We start from the raw sequence: 18,240 nt of genomic DNA, 5'->3' as shown, positions 1-18,240 counted from the left end.
CCCTAAAAGAATGGTGATGGCCTTGTTGTTGGCGGGCATTTGTGAGGAAAGGGGGCATGATGCACAGGTCTGCTGATAGTTTTATTGATTGCATTGAGGTGAGAAAGTGAAATCATCAGACTTGTTGTCTCAGATATTATCAATAGCATTAATAACTCTTATATTGAATTCATCTATTCTTTATGTACCTGTTGTATCGGCTGCTTCAGAGCTTGATGGAACATTAAGCACTACGCCCAACCCGACCTATATACCGAGTAATTATAATGGCCAAGTGAGTTCCACACCCAAGGCCAATGATGGACCTAACTCGAATATCGGTGCTGAGAGCAATGCAATAGACCATGTCTACTCCCCTCCTGAAATAAATGGACGCATGACCGGTGGAGGCAGCGTGTTCAATGGCAGCATGCGAGTAACGCACGGCTTCGAGCTGAACTGCGATGCCAGCACGAACCCGAACAACCTCGAAATTAACTGGGATAAGGGCAATAAGTTCCATCTTGAAAATCTCACCACAGCCTCGTGCACTGATGATCCTGCCATCAAGCCCAATCCACCTTCTGCCGGCTTTGATACCTATGAAGGTAGCGGTACCGGCATCTATAATGGTGTGCCCGGCGCCTCCGCGCACTGGATATTTACCGATGCTGGAGAGCCTGGCAATAAAGATTCTGCTACAATTTATATTTGGGATGCCAAAGGCAAACTCGTCCTTTCGGTCTCTGGCAACCTGAAAGGTGGAAACCACCAGGCTCACGGATCAACTTCTGGTACATTAGTATCGATCGCAGTTACTCCTGTAAATCCAACCATAGCTCTTGGCCAGAATAAACAGTTCAACGCTAATGGAACTTATTCCGATGGCAGTACAAAGGATATTACTGCCAGTGCAACCTGGTCGTCGAGCAATACCAGTGTAGCTACCATTGATGCTTCTGGATTAGCTACGTCAAAGGCTATTGGAAATAGCCAGATCACAGCTTCCAGTGACGGGATAACCAGTCCTGCACAAACTATGACCGTGACTTCTGCCAAATTGGTATCGATAGCAGTAACCCCTATAAATCCAGCCATAGTATTGGGTGAGACCCAGCAGTTCACAGCTACTGGAACTTATACTGATGGCAGCACGGAATACCTCACCTCCACCGCAACCTGGACATCCAGCAACCATAGCGCAGCGACCATAGCTGCATCAGGGTTTGCAACGTCAATCGCGGCAGGAACTGCTGATATTACTGCTGCCGCGGGAGGAATTACAAGTCCTGCCCAGACTTTGACCGTGACGGCAGCTAAACTGGTATCCATTGCGCTCACACCAGTAAACCCGGTAATTGCACTTGGACAGACTCAACAATTCATCGCTAATGGAACCTATTCAGATGGCAGCATTAAAAACATCACATCCACTGCAACCTGGAAGTCAGACAATTCAAGCATAGCAACAATAAGCGATACTGGATTGGCAACGTCAGTCGCCGCAGGTACTACACAGATCAATGCTACAAGCGGCGGTATTTCAAGCCCATCGCAGACCTTGACCGTAACTTCTGCAAAATTAGTATCGATTGCGATCACTCCTGAAAATCCAACAATAACTCTGGGTCAGACTCAACAATTCACAGCTAATGGAACTTATTCAGATGGTAGTACAAAGAACATTACAACTACTGCAACCTGGTCATCGAGCAATACCAGTGTAGCTACTATAGATGCTTCAGGATTAGCAGCATCGGTTGGAGCAGGAACAACCCTTATCACAGCTACCAATGAAGGAATAACCAGTCCTGCGCAGACCTTGACCGTAACATCCGATATATTATGTAATCAAGGCGGCTGGCAGTATTACCGTGATCTCACAATAAACAACACCGGCAGCGCCCTGACCGATTATCAGGTGCTTGTAAATCTCACAGGAAGCGCCTTCCCGACCAGCGCGCAGCCCAGCGGCGCAGACCTGCGATTCAGGGATGCGGGCGGCGCCGAGTTGAGTTACTGGTTTGAGAAATGGGATTATGCAAACAGGAGCGCGCTGGTGTGGGTGAATGTTTCAAGCATACTCGCAAGCGGAGACACGAGCATGCGGATGTATTACGGGAATCCGGGCGCGGTGAGAGCGAGCGATGTAGATGCAACCTTCTTGAGGGTGATCGACAATGTTAAGCCAGTGATGGGAAGCTGGCATTTTGATGAAGGTTCGAGTGTGACTGCTTATGATACCTCTGGAAAAGGAAATAATGGGGCTTTAGTTAATGATCCGATGTGGCTTACCGGGAAGTTCGGAAAAGCGCTGAGTTTTGATGGCTTGAAAGATTATGCAAATGCTGGGAATGATACAAGTCTGAATATTCAGAATGAAATTAGCATCGAAGCATGGGTAAACGCATCAAGAGGCGCGTCTCTGGAAAACATACGCGCGATTGTGGATAAAACTGGAACGGGTAATTTTACAGACCCGAATTCATGGAGCTTCTACGATACAGCAATTCAAAATTCTAAATCAAAAGGCTTCATTGGTGCAGTCTTTGACGGGAGATACGTCTATTTTGTACCATACAATAACGGCGTTTATCATGGTCAGGTTACAAGATATGATACAAATGGTTCGTTTAATGACTCAGCTTCATGGAGTTTCTATGACACAGCAGCGCAGAATCCTAATTCAAAAGGCTTCTATGGTGCAGTTTTTGACGGCAGATATATTTATTTCGTACCAGAAGTTTGGGACACCTACACCTATCACGGGCAGGTTACAAGATATGACACAGCCGGATCTTTCACAGATCCGAATTCCTGGAACTTCTATGACACGACAGCTCAGAATTCAAATTCAATAGGTTTTATTGGAGCAGTATTTGATGGTAGGTATATTTACTTCGTGCCAGCACCTTCCTATACAGGTAAGGGTGGCCAAGTAACAAGATATGACACGACAAGCTCTTTTACAGACTCAATCTCATGGAGTTTCTATGACACAAGAGCTCAAAATCCAAATTCAAGAGGCTTCTATGGTGCGGTTTTTGACGGTAAATATATCTATTTCGTACCATACGGAGATCCGGGTACGGGTCATGGACAGGTAACAAGATACGACACTGGTGGTTCGTTCACAGACCCGAATTCCTGGAACTTCTATGATACGAAAGCTCAGAATTCAAATTCAATGGGTTTCTCAGGAGCAGTTTTTGATGGCAGATATGTCTATTTTGTACCTATTGTTCTTGATAGGGTAACGAGATACGATACATTGGGCTCGTTCGCAGACCCGAATTCCTGGAACTTTTATGATACAGGAATTCGAAATTATGGTAAAAAAGGCTTCCATGGTGCTGTCTTTGACGGCAAATATGTCTTTTTCATTCCTTACTATGACGGTCGGGTAATGAAATACGACACAACAAATTCATTCATGGACTCGAACTCTTGGACATTTTACGACACAGGAGTGCAGAATTCAAATTCAAATGGAGGCTTTGGTGGTGGGGTTTTTGACGGCAGAAACGTCTATTTCGCGCCGCATAATGGTCAAGTCACCAGATACGACACAACCGGCAGCAACGCATCTTACAGCCTCCTCTACGGCCTCGGTCAGAACAGTTACGGAAGCACTCCCTTCGGCTTCGGTATGCGCATCAACACAAACAAAGGCATATACTCCGTGTTTGACAACAGGATCCAAACAAAAGGCTGGCATCACGTAACAGGCACCTATAACGGCACAAACCTGGTGCTCTACGTTGATGGAATTCCTGTTTCAACCGCAAATGCATCCGGCACCATAGCTGCAAGCGATGTTCCATTAACGATAGGCTCTGTGCTTAACAGTTATTTCAACGGCACAATCGACGAAGTCCGCATCTACAACCGCGCTTTGAATGCAGATGAAGTTTCAGACCTCTACAACAACTACGGCTACACCACATTAAATTATCCCGGCAGGGTTTTGGTCCGCAAATACACGTCCCCTGAGCCTTCGATCAGCGTGGGCGCGGAGAAAGGATTTTGTGATGCAGCGCCGCCTGCAAGCATCACTGACCTGACAAACGTAAGCTATGCCCCTACTTACATCAACTGGACATGGACTGATCCTGCGGATACTGACTTTGCCAGTTTGAGCGTCTGGATAGATGGAGTATTTAGGGATAATATCGCCAGAGGCGTGCAATTCTTTAATGCAACTGGTTTTGACCCGGATACAGAGCATAGTATTGCGACAAGAACTGTGGATACGAATGGCAACATAAATCAGACCTGGGTAAATCGCACCACAAAGACGGCGCCTGAAATCACATCGTGCACCCAGGACGGCTGGCAGTATTACCGGGATATAACGATCAATAACCCCGGCAGCGCCCTGACTGATTATCAGGTGCTTGTAAATCTCACAGGAAGCGCCTTCCCCACCAGCGCGCAGACCAGCGGCGCAGACCTGCGATTCAGGGATGCGGGCGGCGCCGAGTTGAGTTACTGGTTTGAGACATGGGATTATGCGAACAGGAGCGCGCTGGTGTGGGTGAATGTTTCGAGCATACTCGCAAGCGGAGATACCAGCATGCGGATGTATTACGGGAATCCGGGCGCGGCGAGTGCGAGCGATGGAACAAAGACTTTTGAGTTTTTTGATGATTTTTCGAGTCCGATTCTGGATTCATCTTGGCAAGTATTGTCAGGTCAAGGTAGTTATTCACTAACCGATAACCCAGGATACTTAAAGTATATCCTTCAAGGCCCGCTATCTCATGGAGGAGGATGGACGGGACAAGGATGTAGTGGTGGCTGGTGCCCGAGCCTGAGTTTGGTTCGTCCTTTTGATGGGGATAACTGGATCTTGCGTACAAAAGTGACGTATAATTTTAACTATCCCGGAACTGGTGCACAAAGTCAAAAGCTGATAATTCCTTTAGGAAATGGTATTAGTGATTACCTCTTGATCGACCGCGGTACGGATCAGTGGTATAATTATAACGATATAACCGTATACCTTGTAAATAATGATACCAACCTCGTTAATAAGAACAATCTGGTTGCTCCTGATGATATAGTCAATAATGGTTGGGTCAGGCACACCTACTGGTATGAGGTCACAAGGAACGGACAACAAATTGCGTTACGTTATAGCTATGACGGAACAAATTATCTAGATGTGTTTTCAGCTACATTAACCACACCAGTCGAGGCAACCCAAAGAGTGGTTATTTCTTCTACTGTCTGGGCAACTGCAGGCTCGTATGCCGATTGGGATTATATTTATGCCCGCAAATACACCTCCCCCGATCTCTTGGTCGGCGTGGGCGCTGAGAAAGTATCATGTGATTCAACACCACCTGCCAGCATCACTGACCTGACAAACGTAAGCTATGCCCGGAACTATATCAACTGGACATGGACTGATCCTGCGGATGCTGACTTTGCCAGTGTAAGCGTCTGGATAGATGGCGTATTCAAAGATAATATCGCCAGAGGAGTGCAATTCTTTAATGCAACTGGTTTTGCTCCGGATACAGAGCATATTATTGCGACCAGGACTGTGGATATTTATGGCAACATAAATCAGACCTGGGTAAATCACACTGCAAGGACGGCGCCTGTAACTGACACAACATCCTGCCCGAGCATAACCAACCTGACAAACAAAAGCTATGCTCCGACCTATATCAACTGGACATGGACAGAACCGGGAAATTCGGATTTCTCAAAGGTAATGATATACATCGACGGCATATTCAAGACCAATGTTTCAAAAGGCGTTCGATTCTACAATGCAACAGGTTTTTCACAGGATACAGAACACACCATATCCGCCAGATTAAGTGATGTTGTCGATTGTATCGAGCCGTGTTCGAACTGGACGGTTGAAAGTGGCATCAGGCTGGATGGTGGCTGGGCAAGTAATCCCAGTATCGTCAAATTGGCAGATGGAAAATACAGGATGTATCATTCAGATGCTTCATCCGTTCCCCCTTATACTTATCCGACGAACATACGAAGTGCGATTTCTTCAGATGCTATGAATTGGACAAAAGAAAGTGGCATTCGAGTTGGGGAGGGTTATGGAGGTCAGGAAGGTTGGGCAAATGAACCGGAAGTATTAGTTCTTTCCGATGGAACCTACAGAATGTACTATGATCATGAATACGCATTTGGAGGATGGGTACGAGGGGTAATTTTAAGTGCGATATCTTCAGATGGTTTAAACTGGACTAAAGAGCAAGGAACAAGGATTGACTATGGTGGAACTTATGACACTGTATTAGCAGAGGGTCCAAATATCGTAGAGTTATCAGACGGGACCTATAGAATGTACTATCAGGGTTTGAATTCTCAATATGGTAATTACCGCATTCTTAGCGCTGTTTCCACTGACGGCTTTAACTGGACAAAAGAAGAAGGAATAAGAATCAACATTGGTGGAACCTATGATAGTTTTGGTGTATCATCACCTCGGATAATTAAATTTTCAGATGGAAGATTTGTCTTGTCTTATAGTGGTGCGGATGCACAATGGAACAGTCGCCTTTTGACCGCTGTATCAGCAGACGGTTTAAAATGGAGTAAAGAATGCGGCATCCGCATAGATAATAAGGGGCTTGAAGGCGGCCCTTATAGTATCGTATCGCCGGGAGAAATTGTTAGAATATCTGATGATCAGTACAGGATGTACTTCACAGGGGATAGATATCCACCGACGTTTTATGGAAATCGAAATGCTATATTAAGTGCTATTGGTACGTTCCGAAATATACCCCAACCTTGCGGGAGTATCAACCAGACATGGGTCAACCATACCGCAAGAACAGCGCCATTGCTGGATAATTCGCCGCCGGCAAGCATAACAAATCTTGCATCCATCAACGGGACGACATGGATAAACTGGACATGGTCGAATCCTCAGGATTCGGATTTCAACCATACGATGATATACCTGAACGGGAGCTGGAAAGATAACATCTCCAATCCGTACTACAATGCAACAGGTCTTGCTCCGGATACAGTTTACGAGATAGGAACGAGAACAGTCGATATAGCAGGAAACATAAACGCTACATGGGTAAATGAAACAGCAAGGACTTTGAATGTTACATCTGCCAGATTGGTATCGATAGAAGTTACACCCAAAAATCCAGCCATAGCGCTGGGTGAGACACAGCATTTCACGGCCAATGCAACATATTCAGATGGCAGTACAAAGAATATCACATCTATTGCAACATGGTCATCGAGCAATACAAGTGTAGTCACTATAGATAATTCAGGAACAGCGACATCGGTATCAGCGGGAACAATAAACATTACAGCTTCAAGCGAAGGGATAACCAGTCCGGCTCAAGCTTTGACTGTAACTTCTGCAAAATTGGTATCGATAGCAATTACTCCTGTGAATCCCACAATATCCCTGGGTCAGACTAAACAGTTCATGGCAAATGGAACCTACTCAGACGGGAGTATAAAAAACATTACTTCCACAGCAACCTGGTCATCAGGCAATACCAGTGTAGCCGCTATTGATGTTTCAGGATTTGCGACATCAAAAGCAGCAGGAACTACCGGTATCACTGCTTCAAGCGCCGGGATAACCAGTCCGGCTCAGGTCTTGATTGTAACCTCTGCAATATTAGTGTCTATCGCTATCACTCCGTTAAATCCCACGATAGCTCTGGGTCAGACTCAGCAGTTTGTCGCAAATGGAACTTATTCAGATGGCAGTATAAGGAACATTACATCATTTGCGACATGGGCATCGAGCAATACAAGCGTGGCGACGATCAATGCCGCCGGATTGGCTACTTCGGTAGCGCCCGGAACTTCCCTGATAAATGCAACCAGCGATGGAATAACAAGTCCTGCCCAGACGCTGACCGTAACTTCTGCAAAACCGGTTTCGATAGCAGTAACACCCGTGAACCCGATCATAGCTCTGGGTCAGACCCGGCAGTTCATAGCAAATGGAACTTATACAGATGGCACTGAAAAGAATATCACATCAATTGCAGCATGGTCGTCAAGCAATACCAGTGTAGCGACCATCGATGCCTCAGGATTGGCGACATCTGTTTCACCGGGAAATACCCTGATAAATGCAACAAGCGAAGGAATAACCAGTCCGGCAGAGATCCTGACCGTAACCCCTGCGAAACTGGTTTCAATCGCAGTAACACCTCTAAATCCAACCATATCTCAGGGTCAGACCCAGCAATTCACCGCCAACGGAACCTATACAGATAGCAGCAGTAAGAACATCACCTCTTCAGCAATCTGGTCATCAAGCAACACCAGTGTAGCAACGATCGATGTCACCGGATTGGCTACTTCGGTAGCACCCGGAACTACCCAGATAAATGCAACCAGTGACGGGATCATAAGTCCGGCCAGGACACTGACAGTAACCTCTGCAAAACTTGTCTCGATCACAGTTACACCAGTAAATCCAACCGTAGCTATTGGTCAGACCCAGCAGTTCATTGCCAATGGAACGTATTCAGACGGCACTAAAAAGAATCTCATATCAATTGCAGTCTGGTCATCAAGCAATACCAGTGTAGCATCAATCAATGCCTCTGGACTGGCGGCATCTGTGGCACCGGGAACTACACTGATAAACGCAACCAGTGACGGAATTTCAAGTCCAGCTCAGACATTGACCGTCGCGCCTCCGGCAGGCCCGGATTATATCCGACCTGCAGTTGAGGTCATCGTAATACCGCAGGCAAATGTTGGTGAACCCGTCACAATAACCGTTAAAGCCACAGATAATGTAGGTGTGATCTCACGATCTTTGACCGTGAACGGCGTACCTGTTGCGCTTGATGCTTCATGGAATGCAACATATAGCTCTCCAGCTGTGGGTGTCTTCACCGCTGTTGGCACTGCACTCGATGCTGCGGGAAATGAGGGACTGGATAAAGCAGAATTCAGGGTGCTCTCTCCTGGAGATATAATACTGCCCACGGTGGGGATCACTTCCCCTGCTGATGATTCAAAGTTCTCCTTTCCCACAAATATCACAGGCACTGCCAGTGATGCAAATCTTATCAGCTACAGGCTTGAGTACTCGGCCAAAGATAAAAATGAATTCATCACCTTCGCAGGCGGGAATTCATCGGTAACGAATGGTGTCCTGGGCAAGCTTGACCCGACAACGATGAGGAACGGTCTCTATGATATCAAACTCACTGCGGAGGACGCAAGCGGGAATACGGCTTATGTCATAAAGACATACCAGATCGATGGCGAGATGAAAGTCGGTGCTTTCACCATCAGCTTCAATGACCTGACCGTCCCGATGGCAGGAATACCCATCACGGTCACCCGCACATATGACAGCAGGGTCAAATCAAAGGGAGATTTCGGCATCGGATGGACTCTTGACTTTGAGTCGATAGAGCTTCAGGAGAATCGCGTACCAGGAGAAGGATGGGGGCTGTATTGTAAGAGATCATTATTTGGTACGTGCCTGGAATGGGGAGTAAGCGCGAGCAGCAGTCATACCATAGTTGTGAGTATTCCCGGAACCCGCGACCAGGAGTTCGATGTCCAGGCAGTGACTTCGTATGCAGATGAATCCGGTATTGCTCAGGGCTATTTCACATTTGCTGCTCAATCCGGAACGTTTTCTACTCTTGAATCACTTGATCCTGTAACATACGATTACCTTCAAGACGACAAACTGTACGATGCAGATTTCAATGAGATCAATCCCAACCGCTACAAGCTCACCACGATGGACGGCGCGGTTTATACCGCCAACCAGCCGACCGGACTTGAGAGTATCAGGGACACGAACGGCAATACCATAACCATAGGCGCAGGGGGCATCATCCACTCCGGAGGAAAGAGCGTCACCTTCACAAGGGATGCACTGGCACGGATAACAAAGATCACTGACCCGATGGGCAGCACGATACGGTACGAGTACGATTACTACGGCGATCTTGTGAGCGTCACGGATCAGGAAGGACGCACCACAAGGTTCACCTACAATTCCGATCACGGTCTTGTGGATATCGTCGATCCGCGGGGAATCAAGCCCGCCCGGACAGAATACGATAACGATGGCAGGGTAATCGCGCATACGGATGCTGACGGGAACAGGATCGAATACACCCACAACATCGGCACACGGCAGGAGATCGTGAAAGATCGCCTGGGAAGCATCACAGCCTATGACTATGATGACAGAGGAAACGTGTTGCAAAAGACCGATCCGCTTGGCGGGGTGACAAAATACACGTATGATGCCAGGGACAACAAGCTCTCAGAGACCGATCCGCTGGGATATACGACAAACTATACCTATGACAGCAAGGACAATCTTTTGAGCCAGAAAGACCCGCTGGGAAATACTGTCGCGTACACCTACAACAGCCGCGGACAGATGCTGATTACCACTGACGCCATGGGTAATGTCACCACGAATACCTATGACGCTAACGGCAATCTGCTGAGCACGACCGACCCGCTGGGATATGTGACCGCCAACCTGTATGATGCGGCAGGGAATCTCATCAGGATGACTGACCCGCTGGGCGGTGTGACATCCTACACCTACGATGGCGCGGGCAATATGGTAAGCCAGACAGATACGCTGGGGAATGTTTTCGCCTACACTTATGATGCCAACGGGAACCGGTTGAGCGAGACTTCGCCAACAGGTGGTATTTCGCAGTACGATTATGATAAGTCAAACAGGCTGGTGCAGACCATCGACCCGTACGGAAACACGACCGCGACCGAATATGATGCTATCGGAAAAGAAGCTGCCACGATCGACAAGCTGGGCAACCGCATGGAGCGCGAATATGATGCGAGGGGCAATCTTGCGCGCCTGGTGAATCCTGACGGTACTGATGAGAGCTACACCTATGATGTCGAGAACAGGAAAATCACATCAACCGACCGTGCGGGGCGGACGACCAGTTACACGTATGATAAGCTGGGAAAGATGACCAAAACCACCTATCCAGACGGGAACTTCACGCAGAGCGAGTATGAGGCAGCAGGCAGGGTCACGCAAGTTATCAATGAGCGCAGCAATCCCACGCGATACACTTACGATGCAGCAGGCAGGCAGATATCGGTCATCGATGCGCTGGGCGATACAACCACATACGCATATGATAAGAACGGAAACAAATTGAACGAGACAATGCCTTCAGGGAGTATTACGAAGTACGGGTACGATAAGGCAAACCGGCTGGTGCAGACGATTGATCATTATGGCAATTTGACCACTACAGAATATAACGCTAATGGGAAAGAAGTTGCCACGATCGATAAACTTGGCAACCGCTTGCAGAGCGAATATGATGCAAAGGGTAACCTTGTTAAAATGGTATATCCGGATGGCAGAGATGAGCGCTATACCTATGACGTCGAGAGCAGGAAAAACACATCAATCGACCGTGCAGGGCGAACGACAAGGTACACCTATGATAAGCTGGGCAGGATGATCAAAACCATTTATCCAGACGGAAACATTACGCAGACTGAGTACGATGCAGCAGGCAGGATCACGCGAGTTATCAATGAGCGCGGCAATCCCACGAGCTATACATACGATTCGGAAGGCAGACAAATATCAGTCATCGATGCGTTGGGTAATACAACCACATACGCATACGATAATAACGGCAACCAAATCCAGATGACCGATGCCAGAGGCAGTGTTTTCCAGTACCAGTACGATTTCAGAAATAGAAAAATAAAGACAATATATCCCGACAGCACTTCAACTGCGATAGCATACGATGCTTCGGGAATAAAGGTCTCAGAAACTGATCAGGCTGGAAATGCTATGCAGTTTGAATATGATGCTCTGGAAAGATTGGTGAAGGTCACTGATGCGCTTGGACAGGTAACAGCCTATGCTTATGACGAATCCGGGAACATGGTCTCCCAGACAGATGCCAACAACCACATCACCTCATTTGAATATGACAAGCTCGGCAGGCGCACAAAGCGCACGCTTCCGCTTGGGATGTCTGAAACCGCAGCCTACGATGCGGCAGGGAATATGGTATCGCAGACCGATTTCAATGGGAATACCACGACATTCACCTACGATGCCAACAGTCGCCTCACCAGAAAGAGCTTCCCCGACGGCAGTTCTGATATATTTACCTACACTGCCAGCGGACAGCGAAAGACAGTGACCGATAGCAGAGGCGTTACTTCGTATGAATATGACGCCCGTGACAGGCTGGTCAAACAGACCGATCCAGATGGCAGGAGCCTCTCTTATGCATATAACGAAGCCGGGAATCGGGTATTATTGACCATTCCTTCAGGCACTACGAGCTATACTTTCGATGTTCTGAACAGGCTATCGACAGTGACCGACCCTGATGGTGGTGTAACATCATACACCTACGATGCCGTGGGCAATCGTGACAGCGTGACATATCCGAACGGCGCAGTGGCGGAATATACATATGATTCACTGAACCGCATGACAAATCTGCTGAACCGTAAATCTGTCGGCGGGGTCATCTCATCCTATTCCTACACACTCGCACCTGCAGGAAACAGGATCAGAGTTGTAGAAGATACTGGACGGAAGGTGGACTACAGCTACGATAAGACTTACAAGCTGACGAATGAGAGTATCAATGATCCGGTATCGGGATTGCGGATGATCAACTATAGTTATGATGCTGTAGGGAACCGTTTGATAAAGATGGATGATGACGCCAGTAGAACGTATACCTATGATGCCAATGACAGGCTGCTGACTGAGTGGGACAACAGTTTCACTTACGATAATAACGGAAACACGCTGAAAAGAATCAATGCAACAGAAAATGTGCTCTACAGATACGACTTCCAGAATAGATTAGTCAAGGCAGATATAACTGATGTTTCAGGAAGTTCTGTTGTGGAATATGCCTATAATGGAGATAACATTCGAGTCCAGAAGATAGTTGATGGATCAGATACTACAAAATATCTGGTGGATGGAAATCAGCCATATGCTCAGGTACTACTCGAAACTGACGGAGTAGATATGCCAATTGTCAGCTATGTTTATGGGGATGATCTCATCAGCCAGAATCGAAGTGGTTCAATATCTTATTATCTATACGATGGCCATATGTCCGCAAGAAAGCTAGCGGATTCCAATGGAACAATAACAGATAGTTATATGTATGACGCTTTTGGACTTTTGTTACAACAATTTGGCTCCACAGCCAACAACTATCTTTATAATGGAGAACAATATGATCACAATGTAGGGTTCTATTATCTTAGAGCAAGGTATTACAATCAGGCTATTGGGCGTTTCATATCAATGGATTCCTATAAAGGCGATATTTTCGATCCAGTTTCATTACATGAATACCTTTATGCAAATGCTGCCCCTGCAGATAAAATTGATCCAAGCGGGCAAATTTCTCTAAGTGATGTAATATTAATTTCGCCTATGATGGATATATTTGATAAATATATGGCGAGGAGTTCAACACACCTGACCCCCTATCGAATTGTATACGACCCAGAGTTCTTTTTTGAACTGGATGGTGTTCAACTGAGCCCAACTCTGTATAATCATGTGAAATCACTTTCTGATTATTTGCTTATAAATCACCTTGTTTCCGGTAATATTAAGTTTGGCGAAGGAGTACGCTCGCCTAAAAAAGCCCATCTGTGGAGTACCGCATGGTCCATTTTGAATAATCGAGTGCCGATAGAAAACCTGAGAGCGCACCCAGTAGATGAGGACGGCAACTTATGGTATAAACCCGAATGGAAGATTTTTGACCTTATTGATCAGTATGTCTTAATCAGACAGAATGCAATAAGCAAATATGTAGGTAACGAGGCTGCAAAAGGTAACGAGGCTGCAGAAGGATATAAAATAGGTGATTCTCACAGGGCCCCAAACACTTATCCTGGTGTTAGCAATCATTGTTCTGGAAATGCTATGGATGTAACTATTCCTTGGAGAAGCGGCGGTGGCACGGATGCAAAGGCTAATGGTCTCGTTGCACTGTTTAATTTGAAAAGGCCCGTTCCAAGTGAACCCAGGCATCACTTTGAACTCCAATCGTTCTTGGTAATTTAGGTATAAAGGTGAAAGGTTGAATGATATACGGCGCTGCTTTCGGATGGCGAGATGAACGCGGCGGAGGACAGCGCCGGCCGGGGATTCCATGCAGCCAATCTGCGCGAATCTGCACAATCTGTGGATTTTATTCATCGTGAAGATTGAAAATCCGGTTTGCACGATGCGTCGATGGTTGCTTGGGGGACGTTTGCGCGCAGAATTTTATAGTTAGAATGTAATAAATATCTTGGTAGTCCTGTGCCGCTGGTTATTCTGTCCCCTGCTCCCTCCAGACGGATATGCGGTGCTGCTTTCGGATGGCGAGAGGAATGTGGAGGAGGATAGCGCCGGACGGAGGGGTTTTTCCAGGCAGCCAATCTGCGTTCATCGGCGTTCATCTGCGGTTTTTATTTTCAGTGCTCTTCAAAAATCTGGTTTTCACGATGCGCTTGAGGTTGCATAGGGTCAGGTCGGCGCGCGGGATTTTATAGTTAGAATGTCATAATTTATGATAAAACTGAACTGCTAAACATAAATCACCGCAAAGTGCGCCAAGAACGCAAAGCGTAGCAGCAAAATCTTTGCGCCCTTTGCGTTCTTTGCGGTAAGAATTCGCGATACAGCGCTGTCATAGGTTATTCTGATCTCAGGTGCCCCCCAACGGATATGCGGCGCTGCTTTCGGATGGCGATCTGACCGCTGCGGAGACTAGCGCCGCCCGGAGGCATTTTCAAGATATTTGTTTTTCTCTGTGTCCTCTGTGCGCTCTGTGGTTTTTATCTTTAGCGCTCATAAAAAATCTGGTTTTCACGATGCGCTTGAGGTTGCATGGGGTCATGTCGGCGCGCGTGATTTTATAATTATAACATCATAATATGTTAAATTCTTCTATCGCTTCATTAATTTTCCAGACTTCAATTAGTTTCATGTTTTTTATCTTATCAAAATGCTTATCATTGCTGATTAAGACTGCATCATATTGGAGACATGTAGCTGCATGAACAACATCAGCCATTTTATTTTCAGGAAAGTATTGTTTACAGTCTTTTACATATTCTTCTGACGGATTTAATACCACAACAACACTGGATACCAGTTCTAAGAATTCCGGCGCTCCAAGTTTGAGCGTGAACTTGCGGTATTCTCCGATTAAAACCTCGTTTACGATCAATTCTATTTCAGTGCTCGTGAGCAAATAAAGGAGCAAATCAGTACTCTTTGCCCACTTTTTTATTGCTGATATGAAAAGATTAGTATCAACTAAAAACCTTCGGATACTTTTTCTTCGTAATCTTATTTCCTTCATCTTCTATTTGTCGTTCGAGTTTTTCAAGATCGAGTCCCTTTACTCTATCAATGATATCTCCCAGCATTTGTTTGACATTCACCTTCTTAAGCAAGATCATTTCTTTCCCTGCATTTATTATAAGCAATTCTTCACTGGGTTTGAGATTCATTTCTTCTCTGATCTCTTTTGGAAGTAGAACCCTACCTCTTTCATCCATCTTTGTCATAGGCATAATCCCATATATCCCACTTATGGGTAATAACTTTATTGATGAGCACATGATAAATCCAGTTCATCCTGTTATCCCGTACATATTTACTGGTTTTATGGGTGCAAATGTCGCATCGGAGAATAGCTTGCGGTACGGATTCTTGATAGTCCTCTGCCGGAGGTTATTCTGTTCCCCCTGCCTCCTCCCGGCGGATATGAGGCGCTACTTTCGGATGGCGAACGCGGCGGAGGACAGCGCCAGCTGGAGGATACCATGCAGCCAATCTGCGTTCATCTGCGTTCATCCGCGGTTTTTATTTTCAGTGTTCTATAAAATACAGTTTACACGATGCGCTTGAGGTTGTATAGGGTCATGTCGGCGCGAGAGATTAGGTAATACTCTTTTAATTTTCTTCTTAAGAAAGGGCTATATTCAAAAAATGCAATAAGTAAATTTATACATTGGTGATTTATCTCATTATGACCAAACTTAAAAGGCGAGAAATAATAAAACGACTTGATCGCTTACCCACCGAGATACAAATAAAAATTCTTGATCTGGCCGAAGCAGCAGCTCCATCCCCGCAAAAAGGTGTTTCGGGCAAGAAACTCCTTCGTTTTGCAGGTATATTAAATGCTGATGATGTCAATGATATGACCCAGGCAATCGAAAAAGGGTGCGAAAAAGTTGATATTAATGAGTGGTAGATTTATTCTTGATACAAATATTGTAATTGCCATTTTCAGTGGAGAAACATCAATAAAAGAACATCTTTTAAAAGCAGATGAAGTATTTATTTCCAGCATTGTTCTTGGAGAGTTATTTTTTGGTGCTTTCAAGTCGAAACATTCTAAGACCAATTTAAAGCGAATATCAGATTTTGCGGATAGTATTACCATTCTTACATGTGACAAGAATACTGCATATCAGTATGGAATGGTGAAAAATAAACTTATAGATAAAGGAAAACCAATTCCTGAAAATGATATTTGGATAGCTGCCGTTGCCATGCAAAATGATCTTATACTTGTTACTCGTGATGGTCATTTTGGTGAAATTGAGGACTTGAAATATGAAAAATGGTAAATTGAATTATCTGAGTTGCGAAGATAGCATCGGATAACGATTGTGGTACGAATTCTTGATTCCGCGCTGCCAGAGGTTATTCTGTTCCCCGGTGCCCCCGACGGATGGATACGCGGCGCTGCTTTCGGATGGCGAACGCGGCGGAGGACAGCGCCAACCAAGGGTTTTTATCAACAATTCGGACAACAGAAACGCTGCACATTGTTTTTTCCTGTAACTGTTTGATCTGGAGTGGATGGAATATAGGGCTCAGCAAAATTCTTATTTGATGTGCACATACATATATAAAATGAAGAAGATGAACATTGCAGAGTTATTAAAAGTCAGGCGCAATGAAATCCTTCGCATTGCTGCAAAATACGGCGCCCGGAATGTCCGACTTTTTGGCTCTGCCGCGCGCGGCGAAGCTTTGCAGGATAGCGATATTGATCTTTTGGTTGACCTTGAGCCCGGACGCAGCCTGTTTGATCTCGGTGGGTTGTTGATGGATCTTCAGGATTTACTTGCCTGTAAAGTTGATGTGGTGACTGAAAGGGGATTACGACCACGTATTCGTGAGCGAGTACTTAAAGAGGCTAAACCTCTATGAGAGAGGTGCGTGAAAGGCTACTGGATATTCTGGAAGCCATTGAGCGAATTGAAAAGTACGCAAATCGTGGACGCGATGCTTTTGAGCACGATGAACTGATTCAAACGTGGATTGTTCATCACCTTCAGATAATTGGGGAAGCGGCGCGTGCTCTTCCTGATAATTTCAGAGACAAATATCCTGATATCCCATGGTCTAAGATCATTGGAATGAGGAATATATTGGTCCATAATTATTTTGGAATTGATGTAGATGTTGTTTGGGCTGTGATAGTGAACGAGCTTCCTGATCTCAAAGAGAAAACCATGGCGATCTTGAAAGAAGAGTGATTCTCTTGAATATCCCGATGATAAGGGGCATAAAAAAGTAATAAAGGAAAAGCTATGAAAAATCACCCCTACAGATGTAGCCCTGAAAATAGCTGATTACCTGCATCACCGCATCACATTGCCAGAGCTTGTGGAATGGTCAGAAAATATGATGATGGAAGCGGATTTCGAAAGCAATGATTTTAATGCCCTTCGCGAGGTTGTCAGCAGGCTTGGCCTGGCAGATGTAAAAGCATTAGGAATGACATGGGAAGATTACGAGTACTTTTTATCGCGTCTCGGATATCAGGCACGCGTAGTAGTGGTTCGGAGATGACATCTGATGAAGGCTAAGCTCTTCCATGCACGTGGACTCTTTCCATCCTATTCTTGACGATTCTTTGGTTGGATTCACAAATACTTGCCAATTTCTTATTGATTCAAAGAATTTTGGCTGCTGTATAATTTTCAGAAATGTGCTGTTCTCATTTTTTGAGGATGGATTACATCCTTTATAATCCAGGACGACAGTAAAAAGATCTTGAAAAGCGAAAGCCGGGAGGAACGATGGCATGACCACCTCTTTTTCCTACCCCCACCACCACCATCCTATCATGCTATCCCTCAATCCAGCTTTTTATAGTCCCGTATGAAAAAAATTGAATTGGAAGAGAAATTGATGAATCCCATCATTATCTAATTCACCTGAATTAG

General features: G+C 45.7%; 10 protein-coding genes. 7 read left to right on the top strand and 3 right to left on the bottom strand.

Annotated elements, in window-relative coordinates; all coding sequences use genetic code 11:
- Positions 1-106 precede the first annotated feature (106 nt).
- Both O8C65_13995 and O8C65_13990 read left to right on the top strand, forming a co-directional pair.
- Positions 107-14,062: a DUF2341 domain-containing protein gene (locus O8C65_13995; GenBank protein ID MCZ7358032.1), complete on the top strand. Its 13,956-nt coding sequence runs from the start codon at positions 107-109 to the stop codon at positions 14,060-14,062.
- 229 nt (positions 14,063-14,291) lie between these two features.
- Positions 14,292-14,507: a hypothetical protein gene (locus O8C65_13990; protein MCZ7358031.1), complete on the top strand. Its 216-nt coding sequence runs from the start codon at positions 14,292-14,294 to the stop codon at positions 14,505-14,507.
- 405 nt (positions 14,508-14,912) lie between these two features.
- Here the strand turns inward: O8C65_13990 and O8C65_13985 are convergent, their stop codons facing one another.
- The 3 genes from O8C65_13985 to O8C65_13975 all read right to left on the bottom strand — a co-directional run bounded on the left by O8C65_13985 (position 14,913) and on the right by O8C65_13975 (position 15,847).
- Positions 14,913-15,350 (bottom strand): PIN domain-containing protein, encoded by a 438-nt coding sequence (locus O8C65_13985; GenBank protein MCZ7358030.1) that lies wholly within the window; start codon positions 15,348-15,350, stop codon positions 14,913-14,915.
- Entirely contained in the window at positions 15,301-15,558 is a 258-nt protein-coding gene (locus O8C65_13980; GenBank protein MCZ7358029.1) for an AbrB/MazE/SpoVT family DNA-binding domain-containing protein, read from the bottom strand. Before O8C65_13980 ends, O8C65_13985 begins: the two co-directional genes overlap by 50 nt.
- Positions 15,559-15,724: 166 nt before the next feature.
- Entirely contained in the window at positions 15,725-15,847 is a 123-nt protein-coding gene (locus tag O8C65_13975; GenBank protein MCZ7358028.1) for a hypothetical protein, read from the bottom strand.
- 175 nt (positions 15,848-16,022) lie between these two features.
- Between O8C65_13975 and O8C65_13970 the strand changes: the two genes are divergently transcribed.
- From O8C65_13970 to O8C65_13950, 5 genes are all read left to right on the top strand, one after another.
- Entirely contained in the window at positions 16,023-16,250 is a 228-nt protein-coding gene (locus O8C65_13970) for a hypothetical protein (GenBank protein MCZ7358027.1), read from the top strand.
- Positions 16,240-16,629, top strand: coding sequence for a type II toxin-antitoxin system VapC family toxin (locus O8C65_13965; GenBank protein ID MCZ7358026.1), 390 nt, complete (start codon positions 16,240-16,242; stop codon positions 16,627-16,629). The genes O8C65_13970 and O8C65_13965 overlap by 11 nt, the downstream gene beginning before the upstream one ends.
- 289 nt (positions 16,630-16,918) lie before the next feature.
- Positions 16,919-17,218, top strand: a complete 300-nt coding sequence (locus O8C65_13960; GenBank protein MCZ7358025.1) for a nucleotidyltransferase family protein — start codon at positions 16,919-16,921, stop codon at positions 17,216-17,218.
- On the top strand, positions 17,215-17,547 hold the full coding sequence (locus O8C65_13955; GenBank protein MCZ7358024.1) for a DUF86 domain-containing protein: 333 nt from the start codon (positions 17,215-17,217) through the stop codon (positions 17,545-17,547). The genes O8C65_13960 and O8C65_13955 overlap by 4 nt, the downstream gene beginning before the upstream one ends.
- A gap of 148 nt (positions 17,548-17,695) precedes the next feature.
- Complete coding sequence (locus O8C65_13950; protein ID MCZ7358023.1) at positions 17,696-17,863, top strand: hypothetical protein; 168 nt, start codon at positions 17,696-17,698, stop codon at positions 17,861-17,863.
- The last annotated feature ends 377 nt before the right edge of the window (positions 17,864-18,240 follow it).

Origin of the sequence: Candidatus Methanoperedens sp. (assembly GCA_027460535.1) — an archaeon.
Lineage (GTDB): Archaea > Halobacteriota > Methanosarcinia > Methanosarcinales > Methanoperedenaceae > Methanoperedens.
Note: the sequence above shows the minus strand (reverse complement) of the source record. Positions and strands in the feature narration are given on the sequence as shown.